Genomic DNA, 22,311 nt, shown 5'->3' on the forward strand with positions numbered 1-22,311 from the left:
GAGCGAAAGCAGGACGGCGCGAGGCTGTCTCTTGGACATGAATGCTCCTGGAAGGGCGCTCTCCTTCATTCTTGGACGAGGCGCACTCCGCGTGTAACACGACTTCCCCGTGCGTCACAGCGCCAAGGACAGCCAGGCAAGGCGGGTGCACGAGGAGAGGCGTGCCTCAAGGACAGATGATTCGCAACGGGGCCCCCTCCTCCGAGGAGAGCTCCTCCGCCTGGCTGGCGGCGAGACATCCGCCCGAGTCGATCTCATGCGAGGCCACGAGCGAGACGCCGGAGTAGGCGGTGAAGCCCCGGACCAGGATGTAATAGGTCCCCGAGGAGGGGTAGTTCAGGTCGCAGCTGTCATAGGTGCCGCTCCCCCCCAGGGTGGAGGCACAGTCATACACGGAGGTCGTCGGAGGCGAGCCACGCCGCACATAGATGTCCGCGTCTCCCGAGCCCCCGTAGAGGGTGAACGAGGCATACATGGAGTTGAGGGGGACGGAGTATGTGTAGAGCTTTTCGACGGCACTGCCCGCGAAGAGGTTGCTGACGGTGACGCCGTTCTGGAGCTTGTTCCACCGGGCCGTCAGCGACAGGCCGGAGTAGCTGGAGACCCCCACCAGCATCACGTGGTACGTGCCCGGGCTCGCGGAAGGCAGGGAGCACGCCTCGTACGTGGTGCCGGAGGTGGAGGCGCAGTCGTACCAGCCCGTGGTCGGCCGGGCACCATTCTTGACATACAGGTTCACGTCCCCCGAGCTGCCGCTCGCCGTGAAGGTGAGGTTGACGGAGCCCTCGGGGACCTTGACGGTGTAGTACTTCACGCTCCCGCCGGCGCCTGACTGGTAGGTCAAGGCAACGCCGTTGGAGAGCGTGGTGGACGTGCTGTCGCAATAGAGGTTCACGTAGAACGTCCCCACCGCGTTGTAGCCGCTCCGGTCGGAGTAGAGCCGGCAGTCCGCGAGCTGCGGGTGGGGAAAGAGCTGGACGTTCCCGTAATCGGAGATGCCATACGTGGTGCTGAACACCGGGTAGAGCGGGTACGTCCGCTTGCCGGTGGCGGGCCAGTTCCACTTCCAGAAGCCATACGGATCCATGCTCTGGGAAGTGGGCGTCGTGGAGAACAGGGAATAGATGTAGGTGGAGTTGACCTCGAAGCCCATGAGATCGCCCTGGAAGGCATTGACGCCGTAGGGGTTGGTCGAGGGATTGACCTCCTGGTAATCAATGAGAGGGGCGATCGTGGTGAAGCCGTTGCTGGCACTGACGACGTTGGTCAGGAGCGCGCACCGGCGAGCCCACTCCACGCGGGCCTCCGCCTCCTGGGGAGACTGGGAATCGGTCTCACACCGCTGACCCACGGTCTGCGCCTCCGAGAGCCAGGGAACCAGTGCCGCCGCTGCGAGGAGAGCCATCCTTGTTGGTCCGAAGCGCACGTCTTCACTCCCTTGTCTTTCGTGGTCCGTCAGTGCCATCTCGGCCGTGACGACGGGTGTGTATATATACACACCCGGTGAAATCCATCAAGACAAGAAAGGACCGTGACTGAAGGAATCCGCCATGCCAGCCCCGGCCAGTTCTCCCGCCGTGGCTGGCGACAGCTCGCCCTGACGCGGCCTACCCGCGCACCGCCGAGAGCCTGCGCCGCAACCGGCGCACGCGCTCGACCATGTCCTGCGGCAGCACGCGCTTGGCCACCTCGCGCACCTGCTTCATCGCCTCCTCGCGCCGCACCAGCCACTCCCCTCCTCCACCCGGGGCCAGCACGCGCATCGACACCGTGCGCCGCTGCTGCGTCGTCCAGTCGGACTTGTAGGACTCGGTGCCGCGCAGGAAGTCGTACTCGCTGAGCCCGGACTCGATGGCGTCCTTGAACGTCTCGCCCACCAGCACCAGGCCCACGCTCCGGTTGCGCCACGCCGGGTCATAGCCGGACTGGAAGTAGATGAACGAGTCGCGGTGCAGGATGCCGTACACCGAGGCCACCGCCTGGCCTCCCACCTTCATAGTGTACATGCGCAGCCGGCCCTTCTCCGCGAGCAACTGCGTGGCGTCACGGTGGAAGGACTCGACACCACTGCCGCGGATGCCCTGCGAGCCTCCGTCCGACTCCCACCGCATCGAGTGCAGCCGGAAGAAGTCCGTCAGCGGCCCGGCCAGCGCGCCCGGCGCCTCCGTCTTCTCGATGCGGTAGCCCTCCTGCTTCTCCAGCCACTTCTTGCGCCGCAGGAAGTTGTCCCGCCGGCTCGTGCGCTTCAGGAAACCGTCGAAGGACTCGCCCTTCGGCAGCGACTCGTACGGGCACACGTAGCGCGTGGACATCCGCAGGTCCGCCCGGTACTTGCCGAACGTCTCCCGCAGCACCCGCACCGTCACCGAGTCCTCGCGCAGATCCGACAGGTCCAGCACGTCCCACTCGTCCCTCAGCTCCCACAGGGCTTCCGCGAAGAGACGCGCCACCTCCTCCTCCCGGCCTCGCCGGGCAACGATGTCCAAGTAGTCGCTGCCCACGTGCGTCTCGCCCAGGAACGCCAGCCGCCGGATCGGCCTCCCGAGCACCCACTGGTACTCGAAGCCCAGCGGCATCAGCCCCACCAGCGCCCCCGTCCGATCCTTCGCCTGCATCACGAAGGGCTTGCGGTCCGCGCCAATGCGCCGGCACCACGGGTACAGCCACTCCCATGCGTTGAACGGGCCCGCGTTGCTCTCCTCGAGCAGGTCGCTCCAGGCGCCACGCAGCCCCGCGAGCTTCGCCAGTCCCCAGACGGTGTCCACCTCCAGCCACCTCGCGGGGCTCGGAGTGGGCGACAGTTCCGCTTCGTGGATCACGGTGTTGACCTCGTGTGTCGAAATACCCTCACCCCGCCCCTCTCCCGAGGGGAGAGGGAGGGAATTCAGCCCGCGTGCTTGCGGGTGCGCCGGTCCTGCGTCAGCGCGCCCCGCACCGCCAGGGCCACCTCCGCCATCACCTCCGGCGAGAGATCCTGATGGCACGGAATCTCCACGATGCTCCGCCGCAGCTGCATCACCTCGGGGAAGGCCGAGGCGTCGCACGCGGGGTGCATGTGCCTCCAGAAGTCGATGGCCTCGATTCCCCGCGCGTGCAGCCGCGCCAGCACCTCCGCCTTGTCCTCCACCACCAGCGGGTAGAAGAGCGGGCTCACCCCCGCCGGCAGCTGGTTGAACAGCGGCGCCGACACGTCCCGCAGCCGTCCCAGCAGGAAGAAGTAGTTGCGCCGCCGCCGCTCGACGATCGCCTCCAGGTCCTGCGCCTGGGCAATGCGCCTCGCGAACGGGCTCATCCCCAGGTCCACGTGCCGCCGGTCGAAGTGCTGCGTGCCCGTGGCCACGCGCTGGATGTCCGCCGCCTTCACCGCGCCCTTGCCCAGGCTGCGGATGAAGCTGCGCACCCCGCGCCCGAAGCGGCCCCCTCGCAGCTCCAGGTTCTGCAGCAGCGCGGAGAGCGTGTGGCTCAGCGTGGACGTGAAGGGCGGCGTGGGAGGCTCGGGCAGGCTGTACTGCCTCGGGCCGTTGACGACGAGCGCCCCGCCATGCGGCAGCGGCAGCGTCTTGTAGAGGCAGAAGATGCCGATGTCTCCCGTCGTCCCCAGCGGCACCGAGCCGTCCGCGCTCAAGAGCGACAGCGCGCAGTCCTCGATGAGCGGCAGGCCGTGCTTGTCCGCGATCCGGCGCATCTCCTCGGCCGGTCCGGGGAAGCCCGCGTAGTGCGTGAGGTAGAGCGCCTTCGTGTTCGGCCCGATGCGCCGCTCCACGTCCTCCACGTCCACGTCCCAGCGGCTGCCCACCCGGTAGAAGCGCGGCGTGGCGCCCGCGTCCGCCACCGCCTCCACCTCCACCCCGTGGTGGTAGGCCGGCATCAGCACCTCGCCCTTGTCCAACCCCAGCATCTTCACCGTCAGCCAGACGGCGTTGCGGGCGAAGTAGAACCAGCGCACGTTGGGCGCGGCGAAGGGCATGAAGCCGCTCGGCTCACCGCGGCCCAGCAGCATGCCCGGCCACAACGTCGGCAGGGCGGGAACGAACAACCGCGTATTCATCACCGCTTCCATTTCGCCACCACCTCCCGAGCCACCGGTGCCCAGCGGAACTTCGCCGCGCACATCGCGCGGCCCAATGCCGTGTCGTTGAAGACGTAGAGCCAGGTGTGGCGGCGCACCTTGTCCGTCCAGTCGCGCTTCCACACCATGTCCGGCCCGAGGAAGTCGAACTCGCGCAGGCCCCGCGACATGCAGTCGCGCAGCACGTCCTCCATGAGGAGCTGGCCCGGGCTGCAGTCCCCCAGCGACTCGTCGTAGCCGGGCTTGAGCAGGAAGTAGCGCCCGCCGTACTCCAGCGCGTACTGGAAGGCCACCGCGCGCCCGTCCAGCCGCATGTAGTAGAGCGCCAGCCGGCCCGCGTACCCCGCCGTGCGCGCCAGCTCCGAGTAGAAGCCCCGCGTCCGCGTGTCCTGCGCCATCGCCGTCCCGCGCCGGCCCTTCCAGCCGCTCGCCTCCAGCGCGAAGCCCTCCTCCAGCTTCGCCTCCAGCTCCAGGCCGCCTTCCACCCGCTCCACCGTGACGCGGCCCTTCTCCTCCAGCTTGCGGCGCCGGCGGCGGCAGTTGGCCTTGAACTTGGACTGCAGCGTCTGCTGGTACGCCTCCCACGAGCCCGGCAACGGGATGTAGGGCGACTGCAGCGACTCCCACGTCCCCACCGACAGCCCCGCCGCCTTCGCCGCCTCGTACAGCGGCCAGCCGGCTCCACCCTCGGGCACGTCCGTGAGCAGCAGCACGTCCCAGCTCTTGTCCGCGCGCAGGTGCGAGAGGAATGCCTCCGCCGCGGCCCCGGGCTCGCGCGCCACCACGTCGAAGCGGCACGAGTGCGTGTTGGCCGTGGCGGACAGCTGCCGCACCGGGACGCCATACATCGACGCCCGCCCGGCCATCAGCGGCAGCACGGCGCTCAGCCGCCCCGCCTCGTCGCGCAGCGTCAGCACGCGCAGCCGCGACTCCGGGGCGAAGTTGTCCACCCAGACCCGGATGAACTCGTGACGATAGAAGGGCTCGTTGGCCGTGGACTCCACGAGCGCGTTCCACTCGGGCTCGAGCGCCATGAAGGCGGTCCGATCCGACACCTCGATGACGCTCGGCGCGGGGGAGAGCTGTCTGGCTTCCATGTGAATGTGTCCGGCTCCTGACGGCGCGAAACCCCAAGGGCTCGCGTGCGCCGGAAGGTGGTAACGGACGCGTCCGCCCACAACCCACGCGCGGCATTTCCGGCCGCTCCCCCCAGGGCAGAACCCAGGCGGCCTGGCGGGCATCTGTCAGCAAATCGACCTTGCGGGGAGGGTCGCCTACGCTCCAGGCCTCTTTCCGTCACACCGAGGTCCACATGAGCACTCCCACCTCCCCGCCTTCCACCCCCGCTGGCATGCACGCCGTCGTCTACGGCGGGAGCATCGCCGGGCTGATCGCCGCGGGCGTGCTGTCCCGCCGCTTCGAGCGCGTCACCCTCGTGGAGCGCGACCGGTTCGAGGACGGGCCCCAGGCACGCAAGGGCGTCCCCCAGGCGCAGCATGCCCATAGCCTGCTCACGCGCGGACTGGACATCCTCGGCGACGTCTTCCCTGGCATCTCCGAGGATCTGAAGGCCGCCGGGGGGCTCATCGTGGACATGACCGAGCACCACGCCTGGTGCATGGGCGGCGTCTGGCTCCCGCGCGGACGCATCGGGCTCGACATGACCTGCCAGAGCCGGCCGCTGCTGGAGTGGGTCATCCGCCGGCGCCTCCAGGCCCTGCCCAACGTGCGCGTCGTGGATGGCCGCGAGGTGACGGGCTTCCTGACGAGCCCGGACAAGGCCCGTGTCACCGGCATCCGGCTCCAGGCACCCGGCGGTGGCCCGGAGGAGACGCTCGAGGCCCACCTGGTGGCGGACGCCAGCGGCCGCGGCTCCCGCGCGCCCCAGTGGCTGGAGGCACTCGGCTACCCCCGCGTGGAGGAGACGCACATCCACGTCGACGTGCGCTACGCCACCCGCCTGTACCACCGGCCCAGGAACTTCGAACCGGGCTGGGAGATCCTGAGCCTCTCGCCCCGGCTGCCCGAGCAGCCGCGGGTCGGCACCATCCAGCGCATCGAGGGGGACCGCTGGTTGGTGATGCTGGGCGGCTGGCTGGGGGACGGCCCCTCGACCACGGACGACGCGGACTTCCTCGAGTTCGCCCGGGGCCTGCCCCAGCCGCACCTCTACGAGGCCCTCCGGAACGCCGAGCCGTACGGGCCCATCCACCACTACCGCTTCTCGCACAACCAGCGGCGCCACTACGAGCGCATGCCCCGCTTCCCCGAGGGGCTGACCGTGGTGGGGGATGCGTTCTGCTCCTTCAATCCCATCTACGGCCAGGGCATGACCACGGGCGCGCTGCAGGCCCAGGCGCTGGACGAGTGCCTGCGCCAGGGCCTGGACGGGGTGGCCCAGCGCTACCGCCGGCAGGTGGGCCAGCTCCTGTCGACGCCCTGGACCATGGCGACGAGCGGCGATCTGCGCTTCCCCCAGGTGGAGGGCAAGCGCCCGCCGGGGTACGCCCTGACGAACTGGTACGGCGACCGGTTCCAGCAGCTCGCGACCCACGACCTGGAGGCCCTGCGGACCTTCATGCGGGTCATGCACATGGTCGAGTCCCCCGCCGCCCTGGGCTCGCCGCGGATGCTGCTCAAGGTCCTCACCACCCGGTCCCCCCCGTCCTCCCAGGCGCACGCACCGGTGCCCATGGCCATCCCGAGGAACCAGGCGGCCTGAGCAGGCGAGCCGCCACACGTTCGACGTTCGGGGAGGTTGTCGCCTACGCTCGGGGACTTCATTCGCGGCACCGAGGTCCCCATGAGCACTTCGCCCCCCCCCTCCTCCCCGCCCGCTGGCACGCACGCCGTCGTCTACGGTGGCAGCACGGCCGGGCTGATCGCCGCGGGCGTGCTGTCCCGCCACTTCGAGCGCGTCACCCTCGTGGAGCGCGACCGGTTGGAGGACGGACCCCTGCTCCGCAAGGGCGTTCCCCAGGGGGCACACGTCCACGGCCTGCTCACGCCCGGCATGAACGTCCTGGGCGAGGTCTTCCCCGGCTTCCGGGAGGAGTTGAAGGCCGCCGGCTCCCACTTCATCGACTTCACCGGGGAGCATGCCTGGTTCATGGGCGGCTTCTGGCGCCCGCGCATCCCCTGCGGTCTCCACTTCTACGCGCAGAGCCGGCCGCTGCTGGAGTGGGTCATCCGCCAGCGCCTCCAGGCCCTGCCCAACGTGCGCGTCCTGGATGGCCGCGAGGTGACGGGCTTCCTGACGAGCTCCGACAAGGCCCGCGTCACGGGTGTCCACCTGCGCGTCCCCGGCGGCGGCCAGGAGGAGACGCTCGAGGCCGGGCTCGTGGTGGACGCCAGCGGCCGCGGCTCGCGCACCCCCCAGTGGCTGGAGGCCCTCGGCTACCCCCGCGTGGAGGAGACGCACATCCAGGTCGACGTGGTCTACGCCAGCCGGCTCTTCCGGCGGCCCCCCGGTCTCGTCGCCGACTGGAAGATGATGAGCATCGGCCCCAAGCTGCCCACGGAGCGGCGGATGGCCGTGCTCGCCCCCATCGAGAACGACCAGATGCTGCTGCTGCTCGCCGGCTGGCATGGCATGCAACCGCCCCTGGATGACGCCGGGTACATCGGCTTCACGCGGGAGCTGATCCAGCCGCACATCCACGAGGTGATGAAGCACGCCGAGCCGCTCGGGCCCATCAACGTCTACCGCTACTCGCACAACCAGCGGCGCCACTACGAGCGCATGCCCCGCTTCCCCGAGGGGCTCGCGCCCGTGGGAGATGCGTTCTGCTCCTTCAACCCCATCTACGGCCAGGGCATGACCACGGGCGCGTTGCAGGCCCGGGCCCTGGGCGAGTGCCTGCGCCAGGGCCTGGGCGGGCTGGCTGCACGCTACCGCCAGCAGGTGGGCCAGCTCCTGGAGTCCCCCTGGTCCATGGCGACGAGCGGCGACCTGCGCTTCCCCGAGGTGGCGGGCCAGCGGCCCCCCGCGTTCGGCCTGATGAGCTGGTACACCGACCGGATCCAGTCGCTCGTGGGCCACGACGAGGAGGCGCTGCGCACCTTCGTGCGGGTGATGCAGATGGTCGAGTCCCCCACGACCCTCTTCTCCCCGCGCATGGTCCTGAAGGCCCTCACCTCCAAGCCCACCACCGCCGCGCTGGAGCGCAAGCCGGAGCCGCCCTTCGCTCCGGCCACCGCCAAGGTGCAGGCGGCCTGACGTCTACAGCCCGGTGCGCGCCATCTTCAGCAGGCAGCGCGCCACCTTGCGGCTGTCGTGCCGGATGCGCGGGCCCTCCTTGAGGAGGTCCGCCTCCACCGGCACCACGCCCGCGCTGATGAGGGCACGGCGATCCACCCGGACGGGGAACTGGCCCTTGAGCGCGTAGCGTTTGGCGGCCTCGTCGGAAGGCATGGCGCCGTTGATGAGCACCGCGTCCAGCACCGGGCCCACGTGGTCGATGACGGCGCGCACGTGGTCCAGGCAGTCCATGCCGTCCGTCTCGCCCGGCTGCGTCATCAGGTTGGCCACCATCACCTTCAGCGCCCGCGTCTCGCACAGCGCCTGGGCCACCCCGTCCACCAGCAGGTTCGGCATCACGCTCGAGTAGAGCGAGCCCGGCCCGATGGCGATGAGGTCCGCGGTGCGGATGGACTCGATCAGCCCGTCCACCGGAGGCGGCGAGCGCGGGCTGAGCAGCACCTTGCTGATGCGGCCATGGGCGCGGCTGATGTTGCGCTCGCCCACCACCTCGGTGGCGTCCTCCATCTGCGCCACCAGCTGCACCGGCGAGGTGGTGCTGGGCAGCACCCGGCCCTTCACGCCCAGCAGCTCGCCGGACACGCGCACCGCCTCGAGGAAGTCACCCTTGAGCTCGGCGAGCGCGGCGATCAGCAGGTTGCCCACCGCGTGGCCCGCCAGCCCCCGCTTCCCTCCGAAGCGGTACTGGAACACCTCGCTCAGGGGGCTGTTGCTCTTGCCCCCCGCCAGGGCCACCAGGCAGTTGCGCACGTCTCCGGGAGGCAGCGTTCCCCGCGTGCGCCGCAGCCGGCCGGAGCTCCCCCCGTCATCGCTCATCGCGACCACGGCGGTGATGTCCAGCCCTGGGTCTCCCAGCTTGGGATCCGCGCGCCGGGCCAGGCCGCGCAGCACCATGGGAAGGCCCGTGCCACCCCCCATCGCGACAATCCGCGTCGGCCGGATGTCGAGCGCCTGCATCAGCTCGTTCCGGTTGGCCGTCCGGCGCCCCGTGCGCGCATCCCACTCCAACGCCTCGTCGAGAGGCAGTTCCGACGACTCGAGCATGTCCCATCCCCTCCAACGCCCATCCCATCCCACCACCGCCGGGCCCCCCGGCGGTGTCACCCCACCCGAGCCACTTCCGGCCCGTACCGCCTACCGCGCACCCCGCGCCAGCAACACGTGCCGCACGGTGTGGAAGATGATGCCCATGTCCAGGAACAGGGAGCCGTTCTTCACGTAGTACAGGTCGAACTCCAGCTTGTTGCGCGCGTCCTCCACCGAAGCCCCGTACGGGTAGCGGATCTGCGCCCACCCGGTGAGGCCAGGCTTCACCGCCTCACGCAGCCCGTAGAAGGGAATCTGCTGCTTGAGCTGCTCGACGAACACCGGACGCTCCGGCCGCGGGCCCACGAAGCTCATGTCCCCCGTGAGGATGTTGAACACCTGGGGAATCTCGTCGATGCGCGTCTTGCGGATGAAGCGGCCCACCCGGGTGACACGGTCATCATTCGCCCGGGCCCACACCGCCCCGTCCTTCTCCGCGTCGGTGCGCATGCTGCGGAACTTCCACAGCCAGTACGTCTTGCCATTCAGGCCCACGCGCTCCTGCCGGTAGAAGAGCGGCCCCTTGGAGTCCAGCTTGATGGCCACCGCCACCAGCAGCAGGAAGGGCGCGGCGCACAGGACCAGCGCCGAGGACACGGCGATGTCGAAGATGCGCTTGGCCCACTTCCGGGTGCTCGACACCGTCAGCTCGTCCGCGAAGGCGAAGTCACTGGTGCGCAGGTGCGCCACCGGGAAGCGGCGCAACACCCGCTCGCAGAAGCCGGCGGCCTCGTACACCCGGCGCCCGGCCAGACGGCAGCGCAGCAGCGCCTCCATCCAGTTGGCCCCGCGCATGTCGTCCGCCGCCTGCACCACGAACTCGGCGCCGAGCCGCTCGGCCGTCACGTCCACCTGCTCGGCCTCCGCGCCGTTGGCCAGAGGCATCCGCGGATCCACCAGCGCCACCACCTGGAAGCTGTCCTCACCGCCCTGCTCGATGGCGTTGGCCACCGAGCGCGCCTTGAGGCCATCCCCCACGATGAGCACGCGGCTGGGCACTCCCACCACCGCGCGCAGCGAGGAGCGCACCAGCAGCGTCCCCACCAGGGCCCCCACGGCCCCGCCCAGCAGGGCCCCGGGCGGCAGCTGCACCGGCAGCACCGCCGGCACCGCCAGCATCAACAGCCCGACCACCGCCGTCGTGACGCCCGCCGCCTTGAGCAGCCGCGCTCCCCGGCTCCGGTCCTCCGCCGCCACCCTCAGGTTGTACAAATCCATCAGGTACAGCGAGAACTGGAACGTGGGGACGAACGTGGCCCCCAGCAGCAGCAGCCCCGGCATCGTCTGGGACAGCGGTAGATGGGTGTTCGCCGGCGCCAGCACCCTCGCGCAGGCCGCCGCCCCCAGCAGACACGCCAGAGCAATGGCGGCGCCCTCGATGATGAAGAGCGTCAGCTTCCTGGATGAAAAGTAATGATGGAAAACCCGAAGCACGTATCTCCCTCCGACCGCCTCGCCCGTCCCCCCCACGTACTGCCCTTGCCGCCTCGAGACACCCGGCCGCGCGCCTCCTCCCGCGCGGCCGGGTGCCGTCCGTCCGCTACTTCCGGACGTAGTTCTTCATGTACGGGGTGTCGCTCATCTCCGCCCCGTTCAACACGCAGCCCAGGATGGGCGCCCCACCCAGCTGCTCCACGGCCTGGTTGACCGCTCCGGCCGGGGTGACGTTGGCGCGCACCACCATGAGCAGCCCGTCCGTCTGGTGCCCCAGGATGGCCGAGTCCGCGAAGGGCAGCGTCGGCGGCAGGTCCATGTAGACCTCGTCGAAGTGCTCGCGCACCACCTTGAGGAACTGCTTCATCTTCCCGCTGGCCAGCGCCTGGGTGGGCTCCTCGGGCGTGCCGCCCGCGGTGATGACGGCCATGCGCGTGGCGTGGAAGCGGCGCACCAGATCCCTCACCTCGCACTCCCCGCCCAGCAGCTCCGACAGGCCGGGCCGGCCCTTGATGCCGAGCACATCCGCCACCTGGCCGCGGCGCAGGTCCGCGTCGATGAGGAGGATGCGCCGGTCCGGATTGGCCCGGGCCGCCGCCAGGGCCAGGTTGACGGTGGTCACCGTCTTGCCCTCACCGGGCATGGCCGAGGTGACGCCCACCACCTTGAGCGGACGCAGCTCGCGCATCCGCTCCAGCCGGTAGTAGAGGCTGCGGTACTGCTCCGCAGCGCTCGAGGCCGGTGCCGTCAGCGACACCACCCGCTTGTCCACCGCGTTGGGCGAGCCCGCCGCGTCATCCACCCGGGGAAGGAAATTCCCCGCCCGTTCCATTTGCTGCTCCATTCCATTCCTCCCGGATTCCGCGTTGTTCACCCGAAGTCTCCTAGTTGAGCGGCGAGTCGTTCGTGGACGGCGTCACCACTCCATTGCGGTTCCCCGTGGCGGGCATCAGCACCCGCTTCTCCGCCTTGCCTTGCATGTTCGGGACCACCGCGAGCACGGGGAGAGGCAGGCGCTCGCGCAGCTCCTGGGTGTCGCGGATGGTGTCGTCGCGCATCTCCATCACCACACCGGTGAGCACGCCCACGCCCAGGGCGAGCAGGAAGCAGATGAGCAGCCCGCTGACCCGGTCCGGCCTCGCCGCCGCCACCGGCACGCCGGCCGGGGAGATGGTGTTGAAGAGGCTCGCGGCGCTCTTGGCCTCGAGCTCCTGGGCCAGCTCCGCCTCCACGCGGCGGGACACCACGCTCTGGTACTTGGTGCGGGCGATCTCGTAGTCCCGGTTGAGCACGCCCAGCGCGTGGGCCCACTGCGGGGTGCGATCCAGGCGCGACTGGTACTCCTTGGCCTGCTGGTGCAGCCCCTCGATCTCCTTCTGGATGTTGGCGATGAGCTCGGCCACGCGGGTGCGCTCCTGCCGCTCGGCCCACTGGCGGCTCTCGGCGTCCTTGCGGCGCTCACGCATGGTGCTGAGCTCCTGGGTGAGGCGCTTCACCTCGGGGTGATCCGCCGTCCAGGAGGAGCGGGCGGCCACCAGGCCCTGGGTGAGCGTGTGCTCGGCGGCCTCGAGACGGCCGGCCTCGCTGTCCGCGGCATTGCGGGCCCGCGCCAGGTCGGAGCGGCGGGCCTCGGCCACGCGCAGCTCCTCGGACTTCGTCTGCAGCAGCGCGCCCACGCGCTCCAGGCCGCGCATGTTCATCTCCAGCTGCTCGGGCAGCTCACCCTGGTGGTCCACCTTGAACTGGGCGATCTTCTTCTCCCACTCGGTGACGCTCTTGGAGAGCGCGACCACCTCGTCCTCGAAGAGCTGGGTGGCGCGCGCCGCCTGCTCCTGGCGCGACTTCTGCGCCTGCTCGGCGAAGAGCTGCGGCAGCCGGTTGGCCACCTGCGCGGCCACGTTCGGATCCGTGCTCGCGTACGTCAGCTCGAAGGCGCTCTCCCCCTCCACGCGCACGGTGAGATCCTTGCGCATCTGGTTGACGGCGGCCTCCATGCCCTTCTCGGAGACGATCTCCGGGTAGAGGTTCATCTCCTCGATGGCCTTCTGGAGGACCGGCCGCGCCATCAGCTCCTGGCGCACGGTGAGCAGCCGCTGCTCCACCAGCTCACTGACGGTGCGCTGCACCATCTCCTCTCCGGGGCGCTGGTGCTGCACGCGCACCACCGCCGTCGCCTCGTACACGCTCGGCTGGCTCAACACGATGGCGGCTCCCACCGCGAAAACTCCCAGCACGATGGCCCCGACCAGCACCTTCCGGCGCCACAGTGCCTTGAGCACCTGGTCTGCCGTCATCCCACGCTCCATGTGCGCTCCTCCTCCTCGCTCCACGTGTCACCAAGCCTTCATGTGCAGCCGGACCGCCGCGACGTTCCGGGTCAGGTTCATTCCCGCCGCCAGTTCCTCGTCCACGCCCACCTGCGCGATGCGATCCACGGCCGTCTGCATCGACACATACCTGTTGATCTTGAACTCGAGCCCCGCGCCCAGCGCGTAGCCCTGGGCCACCCGCGCACCACCGTCCCAGGTGAAGGCCCCCTCCCCTGGCGCGCGTCCATTGCGGAAGAAGCTGGCCACCCCGTAGACGGACACCCGGTCGTTGAAGTGCCGGTTGAGCACCAGGCCCGCGTAGTCCGCCCACAGCGCGTTGGTGAAGCCACTGGCTCCCACCAGGTCATGCCCCGCGACGAGGCCCAGATCGAACGGCCCCGCCTCGTGCAGCAGCTCCAGCTTCACCCGGGGAATCAGCCCCCCGGTCCCATCCTCGGCGCTGAAGGACACCGGCCCGCCGCGCGCCGTGAAGGTCGTCTGCCGCGACAGCCGGAAGCGCAGGGCCCCGAAGACGCCGTGCGCCTGCTGGAAGTTGTCGCCGAAGAGGAAGCCCTGGTAGCGGTACTCCAGCCCCAGCGACAACCGCCGCGTGGTGCGCAGCCACAGCTCGGCGAACGGCGTGTGCACGAAGCCGGCGTCGCTGCCCGCCCTCTGCACCTGCACGCCCTCGAACGAGTAGCCCGCCCCCACGTCCACCTGCCGGCTCAGCCGCCCCGACGCGTACACCCGCGACTGGCCGTAGAGCACCGGATCCGTCGAGCGCGCCACGCTGTCACGCGGCAGCGAGGCGGGATCCGTCACCCGGTAGATGCTGCCGGACACCTCCACCCGCAGGCGGCGCGACAGCTGCTTGCGCGCCGACAGGCCCCCGCGGTGATCCAGCGTCAGCCGGCCACTGCCGTGCCGCATCAGCAGGTCCGCCGCGTAGTAGCTCTCCAGCTTCAGCGTCGGATCCTTCATGTCCAGCCCGAGCCGCGGCGTGACCTTGGTCATGAGCTGACCGCCCGTCACGCCGGCGTCGTTGAGCCGGAAGTCATCGTCGTAGCGCTCCTCGAGCGACACCTGGGCCCGAGGCTCCACCACCGTGCTCGCGAGCGCGGCCGGAGAGGTCCCCACGACCGCCGCCGCCGCCAACCATCTCTTCCAGGAAACCCTCACGGCACCCTCCATCCCCACACGCCAACCCAGACCCACGCCCCGCGGTGCCTCGTCCCCGTTACGGCACGATGATGGTGTCGCCCGGCCGCAGCATGAGCGGCTCGTACTTCTCAGGCTCCTCCACCAGGTCGCGGTAGCTCACGGAGATGTAGTTGCCCTCCGAGGCCTCCTCCGTGCTGCCGGAGCCGCCCGTGGCCGAGCCCTCCGCGTTGGCGGCCTTCTTCGCCCCCGAGCGGCGCAGCACGACGATGGCGTCGCGATCCGCGAAGTCGGTGAAGCCGCCCGCCAGGGCAATGGCCTGGAGGATGGACACCCGGCCGCGCAGCGGGTAGGCGCCGGGGTGCGTCACCTCTCCAGTGATGAAGACGCGGCTGCTGTTCACCTCGCGGACGATCACCGTGACGCGGGGGTCCTGCACGTACGGCTTGAGGGCCTCGCGGACCTCGGCGGCCAGCTCCTCGGGCGTGCGCCCCTCGGCCTTCACCTCGCCCACCATGGGCAGGGAGATGAACCCATCGGGCCGCACCGGCAGCGTGCGCGAGAGATCCGCATCACGCCACACCGCCACATCCAGGATGTCCTCACGGCCGATGCGGTACGGCTGGTCCGAATTGTCCACCCGCGCCGGGGCCCGGTGGGCGCACCCCGACAGGAGGAGCAACCCCAGCACCACCCACCACCTCGCGCTCGTCTTTCCCATCGCTCGCCTCTCCCCAAAGTCCCCGGCCCGCAGAAAGGACAGGGACCACATGTTCGCGGAAGGCATTAGCAGCGGGTGTGCCAACGCCCTCGGACGGGCAAAGTCCCCGGATCGTCATGGGTTACGCGCTACACCCCTGGGGAAGAGGGTGGGATGTCCGGGAAAAAATTCCGGCATCACCCCGGGGGGCGGGCCCGGATCACGCACACGGGGGCCCTCAGGATGGGAACCGCGCTTCCCATGCCGGACCAGGGTTTTTCCCATTCCCTCGGAGGAAAGCGTGGCACGCCGCTTGAAACCCTCTTGGGAGGAACCCGGGCGCGGGCAGGGCCCGGGCGAGCGAGGAGCGGACGGCGGCTATGCGCAAGGCGGCGGCGGGGGCGGTGCTGGGGATGTTCACGGTGGGCGCGGGAATGATGACGCTGCTCGGCTCGGTGCTGGGCACCTATGCGGAGGCGGCCTCGCTGGCCCTGGTGGGCGCGGGCCTGTTCGCGGGCAGCTCCCTGCTGAGCGGCAACAAGGAGGCGGTGCCGGCGGCGGGCATCGCCAAGGAGGCCTGAAAAAGCTACGGGGGGGCGGAGAGCCTGCTTCCCCGCCTCCCTCCTCGGGCACCCGGTGGTTGCGGTCTGGCGTGACTGGGAGGAACGCGCTACGCCCACGGCAGCGCCGGGAGCGGTAGAGCCCGGGCGAGAGGAGCCGAATGAACTCGCGGATGTCGTGGGCCGGTGCGGCCGTGATGCTGTTCACCCTCGGGGGCTGTGCGTCGCAGCAGGCGGCGCAGAAGCTGCCCGCGGAAGTGCCAGCCAAGGCGGAAGCGCCGTCCCAGGGCCCGGCCGTGGCCGTGGAGGCGCCCCAGACGGAGGATGAGAAGAAGTTCTATGCGCTCGGGCTCGCGGTGGGCCGGCAGCTCCAGACCTTCGACATGACGCCCGAGGAGCTGGAGTACGTGAAGGCGGGCCTGACGGCGCATCTGACGGGCAAGGAGCCCGCGGTGGACCTCCAGGTCTACGGGCCCCAACTGGCGGACCTGGCGCGGACCCGTGCCACGGCGGGGGCGGAGAAGGAGAAGGAGAAGGCCCGGGTCTACCTGGAGGCGGCCGCCAAGGAGCCGGGGGCGGAGCGCACCGAGTCGGGCCTCATCTACACGTCCATCACCCAGGGCACGGGCGCGCAGCCGGGGCCCACCGACGCCGTGACGGTGAACTACCGGGGCATGCTGACGGACGGGAAGGAGTTCGACAGCTCGTTCAAGCGTGGCGAGCCGACCGATTTCCCGCTCAGCGGCGTCATCAAGTGCTGGACCGAGGGTGTGCAGAAGATGAGGGTGGGCGGCAGGGCCCGGCTGGTGTGCCCGTCCGACCTCGCCTACGGCGACCGCGGCACGCCGGTCATTCCCGGTGGCGCGGCGCTCGTGTTCGAGGTGGAGCTGCTCGACGTGAAGCCCGCGCAGCCCACCGAGTAGGCCGCCCCCAGGTATCTTCACCCCCTTGGGTCGTCTAGGCTGCCACGCTTTGCTCGATGAGGGGGCACACCATGGCAGCCGTTGAGTCCGTCCTGCGGTCCGCCCAGCCCGGGCTGATGTTCACCCCGACGCATGGCTTGTTCATCACCGGCTGGCTGAAGGAACCGCACGCCAGCGAACCCGTGCTCCTGGCCTTGAAGCAGCTCGTCGCGAGCGCGGATGGCCGCTCCGGCCGCCGCCGGATCGTCGCGGCGGTCCAGGGGACGCTGTGGGGCCAGTGGTCGGGCCGCATCCCTCCAGGTGCCCCTTCCCCGGGCTCTGTGCTGGCCACCAGCTCGCACTTCCGCGACTCGGGCGGAGACGTGTGGCTGTACCTCAAGGCGGATTCCGAGGCCGGTGTCGACGCGCTCCGGCAGTCGGTCGAGAAGTCGCTGGGGCCCTTGCTGTCGCGCCACGAGCAGACCCGTGCGGCGATGCCTCCGGACCGGAAGATCCTCGACCAGCACTTCGTCGACGGCATCACCAGCCCGAGCGACCCCGCGGCCGTGGTGGAGAACATCCTCCAGACGGGCACGGACAGCTCGCCCGGGAGCTGCTGGGTGCTGGCGCAGAAGTTCGAGGTCGCGTGGACGGCGTTCAGCGACATGAGCGTCAACGCGCAGCAGAACGTCATTGGCCGGGACGACCAGGCCGTCCTCATCCCCGACCAGGACATCCGCAGCCATATCAAGCGGGTGCGCGTGCTGGCGGAGGATCACTCCAACCGCGAGCTGGTGCGCCAGGCGCTGCCCTTCGGCCATGCGCCCAGCGGCGGTGGACGCGAGAAGGGCATCTATTTCGTTGGTTTCGCCCGGAACACGCACGTCTTCGAGACGATGCTGGGGCGGATGGTGGGCGGGGCCTCGGGGGACTCGGACAAGCTGCTGGGGGTCATCAACGCGGTCTCCGGCGGCTACTTCTACGTGCCCTCCGCGGCGGAGCTGGGGGTGGACGAAGGACTGGAGCCCTCCGACTTCGAGCCCGCGCCCCTGTGGAAGGTGCGCAGCGCCAACGGGCTGATGTTCTACAACTCGGCGGACTACCTGAACGTGATGGGGACGGGCCAGTACGTGCTCGGGGATCCTCCGTCCCAGCGCATCCTCGGGTTGCTGGGGAAGGTGTTCGGGCGCTGGCGCAGCAAGTGGTACCGCCGCCTGGACACCCCCCGGGTGCCGCCCCTCTCCGAGTTCCTCGACAAGGGCGAGCGGCATTACCTGAAGGCCTCCGTGGCGGTGCGCCGGGGCCTGTCCATCCAGCGCATGCTGACGCGCGTCTGGACGACCACCGAGTACCCGCTCCGGCGCGACACGTGGGCGTGGCGGGCGGACCTGTTCCGGATCGATCCGGAGGATGTGCTCGTCGGGGTGATGCCAGAGCTGTCGCTCGGCCGGGGCAAGGAGGTCATGCCCTACCTGAACGACGAGGAGCGGCTGGCGGGCTTCCTGGCGTTGCTGGACGAGACGTCCTCCATGGGGCACGTGGTGCCCAACCACCAGAAGGTGCTGGCGCAGGGGCTGGAGGCGCTGCTGAAGGACTTGCGCAAGCGCGAGAAGAAGGCGGGCACGGACGACCAGCGCGCCTTCTTCCAGTCGGCCATCCTGTCGCTGGAGGGCGTCCAGGGCTACTGCCGCAACTACGCGCTGCTGGCCGAGCGCATGGCCGGGGACTCCTCCACCCACCCGCAGGCGCGGGAGAACCTGCTGGCGCTGGCCAGGCGCATGCGCAAGCTGGCCACGGACAAGCCCGACACCTTCGTGGAGGCGGCCCAGTGCCTCTTCAACCTCCACTGCTGCCTGCACCTGGTGGGCGAGCCGGTGTCCATCGGCCGGTTGGATCAGCTCCTGGCGCCCTTCTTCGATCCCAAGAAGGAGGCCGAGGCCCAGGAGGTGCTCGACGCGCTGTGGGTCAAGCTGGGCGAGAAGGCGCTGCACAACCGGCAGAACGCCACGGACCACGTCACCTACGGGACGACGTCGGTGTCCTACGCCGGAGGCAACTTCCCGCAGGGAGATGGCATCAACCAGTGGGTGCAGCAGGTGACGGTGGGCGGGTACCTCCCGACGGAGGACGCGAAGCCCAAGCCGGGGGCCAACCGGCTGACCCTGCTGTGCCTGCGCTCGGCGCGCCGGCTGCCGCTCAACGCCCCGGTGCTGTCTCTGCGGGTGTACCCGGGCATCGGCGAGGACATCCTCGAGGAGGCGGCGCGCGCGCTGCGCAGCGGTGGCTCGCACCCCATCCTCTTCCAGGAGGACCGGATGGTGGAGGCGCTGTCGGGCTTCTCGCGGCTGCCGCTATCGGCGGCGCGGGACTACGTCTGTGACGGCTGCTACGAGCCGATGATCGCCGGCCAGTGCGAGTTCGCCTTCAGCAACATCATCACCCTGGACGCGCTGGAGCTGGCGCTCAACCAGGGGGCACGCTTCAACCAGGCCGGGCCCGTGTACCTGCGCGGCTGGAAGGTCAGCTTCCGCTCGCCGCACGCCGCGGAGATCACCAGCTTCGAGCAGCTGCAGACGCTGTACCTCGAGCACCTGCGCTACCTGACGGTGCAGTTCTTCACCAGCGTGTTGAACAACTACGGGGCGCTGTGGAACTACTGCCCCAGCCCGCTGCTCTCTCCGCTGATCGACGGCTGTGTGGAGACGGGGAGGGATCTGTCCAACGGCGGCGCGCGCTACCACCTCATCGCGCCCATGTACCTGGCGATGTCGACGACGATCGACTCGCTCTACGCCATCCAGAAGCTGGTCTTCGACCCGGAGACGGCCGTGGCCACGCTGCCGGAGCTGGTGGAGGCGCTGCACAACGACTGGGGCTTTGGCATGGAGGAGCCCTTCCAGAGCCAGCTCGCGGGCAAGCTGCGCTCGGACGAGCGGGCGAAGCGCTTCCAGCAGCTCCGCGCCCGGGCCTTGGAGCTGCCGAAGTTCGGCATGGGGAACCCGGAGGTGGACGCGATCGGGCGCTGGCTGGTGGAGCGCATCACCACGCTGGCCCGGGAGACGCTGGACTCGCCGCCGCCGATGCTGGCCACCACCCTCCAGAATCTGAAGAAGAAGTATTCGGTGCGGGGCGCGCCATGGGAGCTGACGCTCCAGGTGGGCGTGGGCACCTTCGAGGCCTACGTGGGCGACGCGCTCTCCAGCGGAGCCTCGCCGAATGGGCGGCGCAACATGCAGGCCTTCCCCTCGGACTTCAGCCCCACGCCGGTGCCGGAGGATCTGCCGCCCATCGCCCAGGATCCCACGGCGAAGAACCCCGTGGCCGGCACCAACCGCCCCATCTACACGGGGATGAAGAGCTGGAACCAGGACGCCATCAACCTGAAGCTCTCCAACGCGGCGCCGGTGGACCTGAACGTGCGCGAGAACTTCCCCCAGGAAGACCTGGAGGAGTTCATCCGCCAGTACGCCGCGGGGAACGTGGGCTCCAACCTCATCACGCTGACGATGGCGGATCCGGACACCTACGCCGCGGCGGCGGTACAGCCGGAGCGCTACGAGCTGGTGCGCGTGCGCACGGGCGGGTGGACGGAGTTCTTCTCCGCGATGTTCCCGGCCCACCATGCGCAGCACCGGCGCCGGCCCTACTTCGTGCCGGAGCGCCCGCCACAAGGACGCCTCGGACCCGGGGGCCGCGGCAAGCGGCGCTGAAGCACTTCACGGCCCGGGGGCCGCTCCGAAGAAGCAGTCCGGCTCAGTCCCCGAGGTCGATGAGGAGCGTGGTGGTGGCGCCCCAGACGCCATCACCTCCCCGCCGGCCCACCAGCGCGCCCGCGCCCAGCTCCACCACCTTGCCGGGCTTCACCTTGAGACCGCCCACCGCCTCGAAAGCGTCCTCCTCGCCCAGCTCGGCACGCACCTCGCCCATGGGCACCACGAGGCGGGAGCCCACCGCCACCCCCATCCCGAGCGCCACCCGTGGCTCGAGCTCGTCCCGCCGGGTATAGGCGAAGCCGGGCCGCACCACGGCGTTGAGGCCCAGCGGCCCCACCTTCTTGAAGGCCAGCAACGGCGCGCTGAACCCCCACCGGTCGTCGCTGAAGTCCGCGCGGGAGACCTCCCCCGCGAGCCCCGTGGACAGCGAGAAGCCCGTGCCGGCCGACTCCAGGAGCCGGTAGCGCGCGCCCACCTCCACCTGGGACACGCCCCGCGACAGCTCACCCTGCTCCCACTCCCGGCTCCACTCCACCTCGCTGGAGAGTTGCAGCCGGCGGCTCACGCCCACCTCACCCTCGAGCGGCGCCTCGAACTGCGTGCCCTCCGGTGTGTCCCGGAGGTGGAAGGTGGCCTGCGCCTGCACCGCGCCCGGCTCCTGCACCTGCGGCACGTCCGACAGGAAGAAGGACTGGATGGGCCACTCGAAGCGCTCGGGCTCCTCCTGTCCCGCGGCGCTCGCGGCCGAAGCCACCGCCAGCACAACCCCCACCACCACTCCCCTGCCGGGTAGACGACGTCTCATACGCCCAGGATGTGACTCGGACCCCGGACGGACAACGGGTCCGCCTGGCCGTCCGCCCTCCAGCCCAACCGGTGAGCCCCCCGCCCGCGAGCGCAAGCCGGCCCGAGAGCAGCGACAGCAACTGGTGGCTGATGCCGCCAATCGCTCCGAAGAACCCACGGATGAAGTCCTTGACGCGGCCACGGCCGACGACCGGCTCGTTGTTTCCGAAGCGGAAGACGCCCCCTCGGTGAAGCACGCCGCGATACCGCGCGCGTCGAGCGCATCCACAGCTGCGCAGCGTGCAGGGGATGGCCATCACACACCGGCAGCCGCTTCCACCCCACCCGCGACGCGCTCCGCCCGCGGTGCCCGTGCCCCGCCGTGCCGCCGCGAGAGCATCCACCCGAGTCCCAGGGCCAGGAGGGTCCACGAGACGGAGTCGGCCCACGCGCTCCCGAAGCGCTCGCCGGAGGCGAGGAAGAGCGCGCCCATGTGCCACTTGCCCGAGGCGAGGAGGACGGCCTGGTTGGTACCGGTGTGCAGCCCCGAAGCCAGCCAGATGTCGCGGGTGAGCAGGTAGGCGAGGCCGAAGACGATGCCAGCGAGGGTGCGGCTGTAGAAGGCACCGAGGCGGAAGGGCTCGTCGGCGAGGTGGAGCGCGGCGAAGAGGAGCGCGGGGACGAGGAGGCGGAAGAGGAGCGCGCGGTGCCGGAAGAGCTGGAAGGGGACGGCGCGGCTGGTGACCTCTTCGACGATGCTGTTGGCGGTGAGGGTGACGGTGCCGAGCGCGAGCATGCCGAGGATGCCGGTGGCCTCGAAGCGGGAGAAGAGGGTCTCGGTGACCCGCATCTCGCCGGAGGCGAGGGAGACGAACAGGGGCCACCCGGCCACGGCGAGGCCGAGCGCCAGGCCCACCAGGTAGTGCCCGAGACGGCGCACGCCGGGCACGAGCCCGAGCGCCGGGGCCTTGGGTCCAGCGACCTCGCGGTACACCCAGACCGAGACGCCCATCATGGCCGAGAAGAGGACGAGCATGGCCACGAACTCGACGGGGCCCATCATGTCCTTGCCGCCGTGGATGCTCTTGCCCGTGAGGAGGCGCGCGCCCTGGAGCAGGACGAAGGCCAGGATGAACACCAGCACCTGCTGGAGGAGGAAGGCGAGCCAATCGTGACGGCGGAGGAAGGCGAGCGCGGAGGTGGCGAGCGCTCCGAAGCGGGACGACGAAGGCATGGGACGAAGCTCCTCGGGGGAGGCGGGCGGCAAGTGGCGCCTTCCTCCTGGAGCACGAAGGAGCCCCTGGGCGATTGCCCGGGATTCGACCTTCGCCCC

Annotated in this window: 17 protein-coding genes; 5 read left to right on the forward strand and 12 right to left on the reverse strand. The window is 70.1% G+C overall.

What is annotated here, in order from left to right:
- Positions 1 to 166: 166 nt before the first annotated feature.
- The 4 genes from NR798_RS28090 to NR798_RS28105 all read right to left on the reverse strand — a co-directional run bounded on the left by NR798_RS28090 (position 167) and on the right by NR798_RS28105 (position 5,166).
- Positions 167 to 1,405: a PPC domain-containing protein gene (locus NR798_RS28090; protein WP_375765586.1), complete on the reverse strand. Its 1,239-nt coding sequence runs from the start codon at positions 1,403 to 1,405 to the stop codon at positions 167 to 169.
- Between the two features lie 202 nt (positions 1,406 to 1,607).
- Positions 1,608 to 2,819, reverse strand: coding sequence for a GNAT family N-acetyltransferase (locus tag NR798_RS28095; protein WP_375765587.1), 1,212 nt, complete (start codon positions 2,817 to 2,819; stop codon positions 1,608 to 1,610).
- 65 nt (positions 2,820 to 2,884) lie between these two features.
- On the reverse strand, positions 2,885 to 4,060 hold the full coding sequence (locus NR798_RS28100; protein WP_375765588.1) for a DegT/DnrJ/EryC1/StrS family aminotransferase: 1,176 nt from the start codon (positions 4,058 to 4,060) through the stop codon (positions 2,885 to 2,887).
- Positions 4,048 to 5,166, reverse strand: a complete 1,119-nt coding sequence (locus NR798_RS28105; RefSeq protein ID WP_375765589.1) for a GNAT family N-acetyltransferase — start codon at positions 5,164 to 5,166, stop codon at positions 4,048 to 4,050. Before NR798_RS28105 ends, NR798_RS28100 begins: the two co-directional genes overlap by 13 nt.
- Positions 5,167 to 5,381: 215 nt before the next feature.
- Between NR798_RS28105 and NR798_RS28110 the strand changes: the two genes are divergently transcribed.
- Together NR798_RS28110 and NR798_RS28115 are read left to right on the forward strand one after the other, a co-directional pair.
- Complete coding sequence (locus NR798_RS28110) at positions 5,382 to 6,791, forward strand: FAD-dependent oxidoreductase (protein ID WP_375765590.1); 1,410 nt, start codon at positions 5,382 to 5,384, stop codon at positions 6,789 to 6,791.
- A gap of 81 nt (positions 6,792 to 6,872) precedes the next feature.
- The gene (locus NR798_RS28115; RefSeq protein ID WP_375765591.1) at positions 6,873 to 8,288 is read left to right on the forward strand and encodes an FAD-dependent oxidoreductase; all 1,416 of its coding nucleotides are present in this window, start codon (positions 6,873 to 6,875) and stop codon (positions 8,286 to 8,288) included.
- Positions 8,289 to 8,291: 3 nt separating this feature from the next.
- Here the strand turns inward: NR798_RS28115 and yvcK are convergent, their stop codons facing one another.
- The 6 genes from yvcK to NR798_RS28145 form a co-directional block, all read right to left on the reverse strand.
- A complete protein-coding gene (gene yvcK, locus NR798_RS28120; RefSeq protein WP_375765592.1) occupies positions 8,292 to 9,374 on the reverse strand; it encodes a uridine diphosphate-N-acetylglucosamine-binding protein YvcK in 1,083 nt (360 codons plus the stop codon).
- Positions 9,375 to 9,464: 90 nt separating this feature from the next.
- Positions 9,465 to 10,850 carry a sugar transferase gene (locus NR798_RS28125; RefSeq protein WP_375765593.1) on the reverse strand — a complete coding sequence of 462 codons (1,386 nt, stop codon included), beginning with the start codon at positions 10,848 to 10,850 and terminating at the stop codon, positions 9,465 to 9,467.
- A gap of 106 nt (positions 10,851 to 10,956) precedes the next feature.
- The gene (locus NR798_RS28130; protein WP_375765594.1) at positions 10,957 to 11,694 is read right to left on the reverse strand and encodes a CpsD/CapB family tyrosine-protein kinase; all 738 of its coding nucleotides are present in this window, start codon (positions 11,692 to 11,694) and stop codon (positions 10,957 to 10,959) included.
- A 40-nt stretch (positions 11,695 to 11,734) separates the two neighbouring features.
- A complete protein-coding gene (locus NR798_RS28135) occupies positions 11,735 to 13,156 on the reverse strand; it encodes a GumC family protein (RefSeq protein ID WP_375765595.1) in 1,422 nt (473 codons plus the stop codon).
- A 27-nt stretch (positions 13,157 to 13,183) separates the two neighbouring features.
- Complete coding sequence (locus NR798_RS28140) at positions 13,184 to 14,338, reverse strand: hypothetical protein (protein ID WP_375765596.1); 1,155 nt, start codon at positions 14,336 to 14,338, stop codon at positions 13,184 to 13,186.
- 58 nt (positions 14,339 to 14,396) lie between these two features.
- On the reverse strand, positions 14,397 to 15,038 hold the full coding sequence (locus tag NR798_RS28145) for a polysaccharide biosynthesis/export family protein (RefSeq protein WP_375765597.1): 642 nt from the start codon (positions 15,036 to 15,038) through the stop codon (positions 14,397 to 14,399).
- 359 nt (positions 15,039 to 15,397) lie between these two features.
- Here NR798_RS28145 and NR798_RS28150 point away from each other — a divergent pair, with 359 nt between their 5' ends.
- The 3 genes from NR798_RS28150 to NR798_RS28160 all read left to right on the forward strand — a co-directional run bounded on the left by NR798_RS28150 (position 15,398) and on the right by NR798_RS28160 (position 20,189).
- The gene (locus NR798_RS28150) at positions 15,398 to 15,598 is read left to right on the forward strand and encodes a hypothetical protein (protein WP_375765598.1); all 201 of its coding nucleotides are present in this window, start codon (positions 15,398 to 15,400) and stop codon (positions 15,596 to 15,598) included.
- 140 nt (positions 15,599 to 15,738) lie between these two features.
- Positions 15,739 to 16,500, forward strand: coding sequence for an FKBP-type peptidyl-prolyl cis-trans isomerase (locus NR798_RS28155; RefSeq protein WP_375765599.1), 762 nt, complete (start codon positions 15,739 to 15,741; stop codon positions 16,498 to 16,500).
- A 71-nt stretch (positions 16,501 to 16,571) separates the two neighbouring features.
- Positions 16,572 to 20,189, forward strand: coding sequence for a Dyp-type peroxidase (locus NR798_RS28160; protein WP_375765600.1), 3,618 nt, complete (start codon positions 16,572 to 16,574; stop codon positions 20,187 to 20,189).
- 43 nt (positions 20,190 to 20,232) lie between these two features.
- Here the strand turns inward: NR798_RS28160 and NR798_RS28165 are convergent, their stop codons facing one another.
- Complete coding sequence (locus NR798_RS28165) at positions 20,233 to 20,997, reverse strand: hypothetical protein (protein ID WP_375765601.1); 765 nt, start codon at positions 20,995 to 20,997, stop codon at positions 20,233 to 20,235.
- Between the two features lie 297 nt (positions 20,998 to 21,294).
- A complete protein-coding gene (locus tag NR798_RS28170; protein ID WP_375765602.1) occupies positions 21,295 to 22,212 on the reverse strand; it encodes a type II CAAX prenyl endopeptidase Rce1 family protein in 918 nt (305 codons plus the stop codon).
- Between the last annotated feature and the right edge of the window lie 99 nt (positions 22,213 to 22,311).

This window comes from Archangium gephyra (genome assembly GCF_042230915.1).
GTDB classification, from domain to species: Bacteria; Myxococcota; Myxococcia; order Myxococcales; family Myxococcaceae; genus Archangium; species Archangium gephyra_B.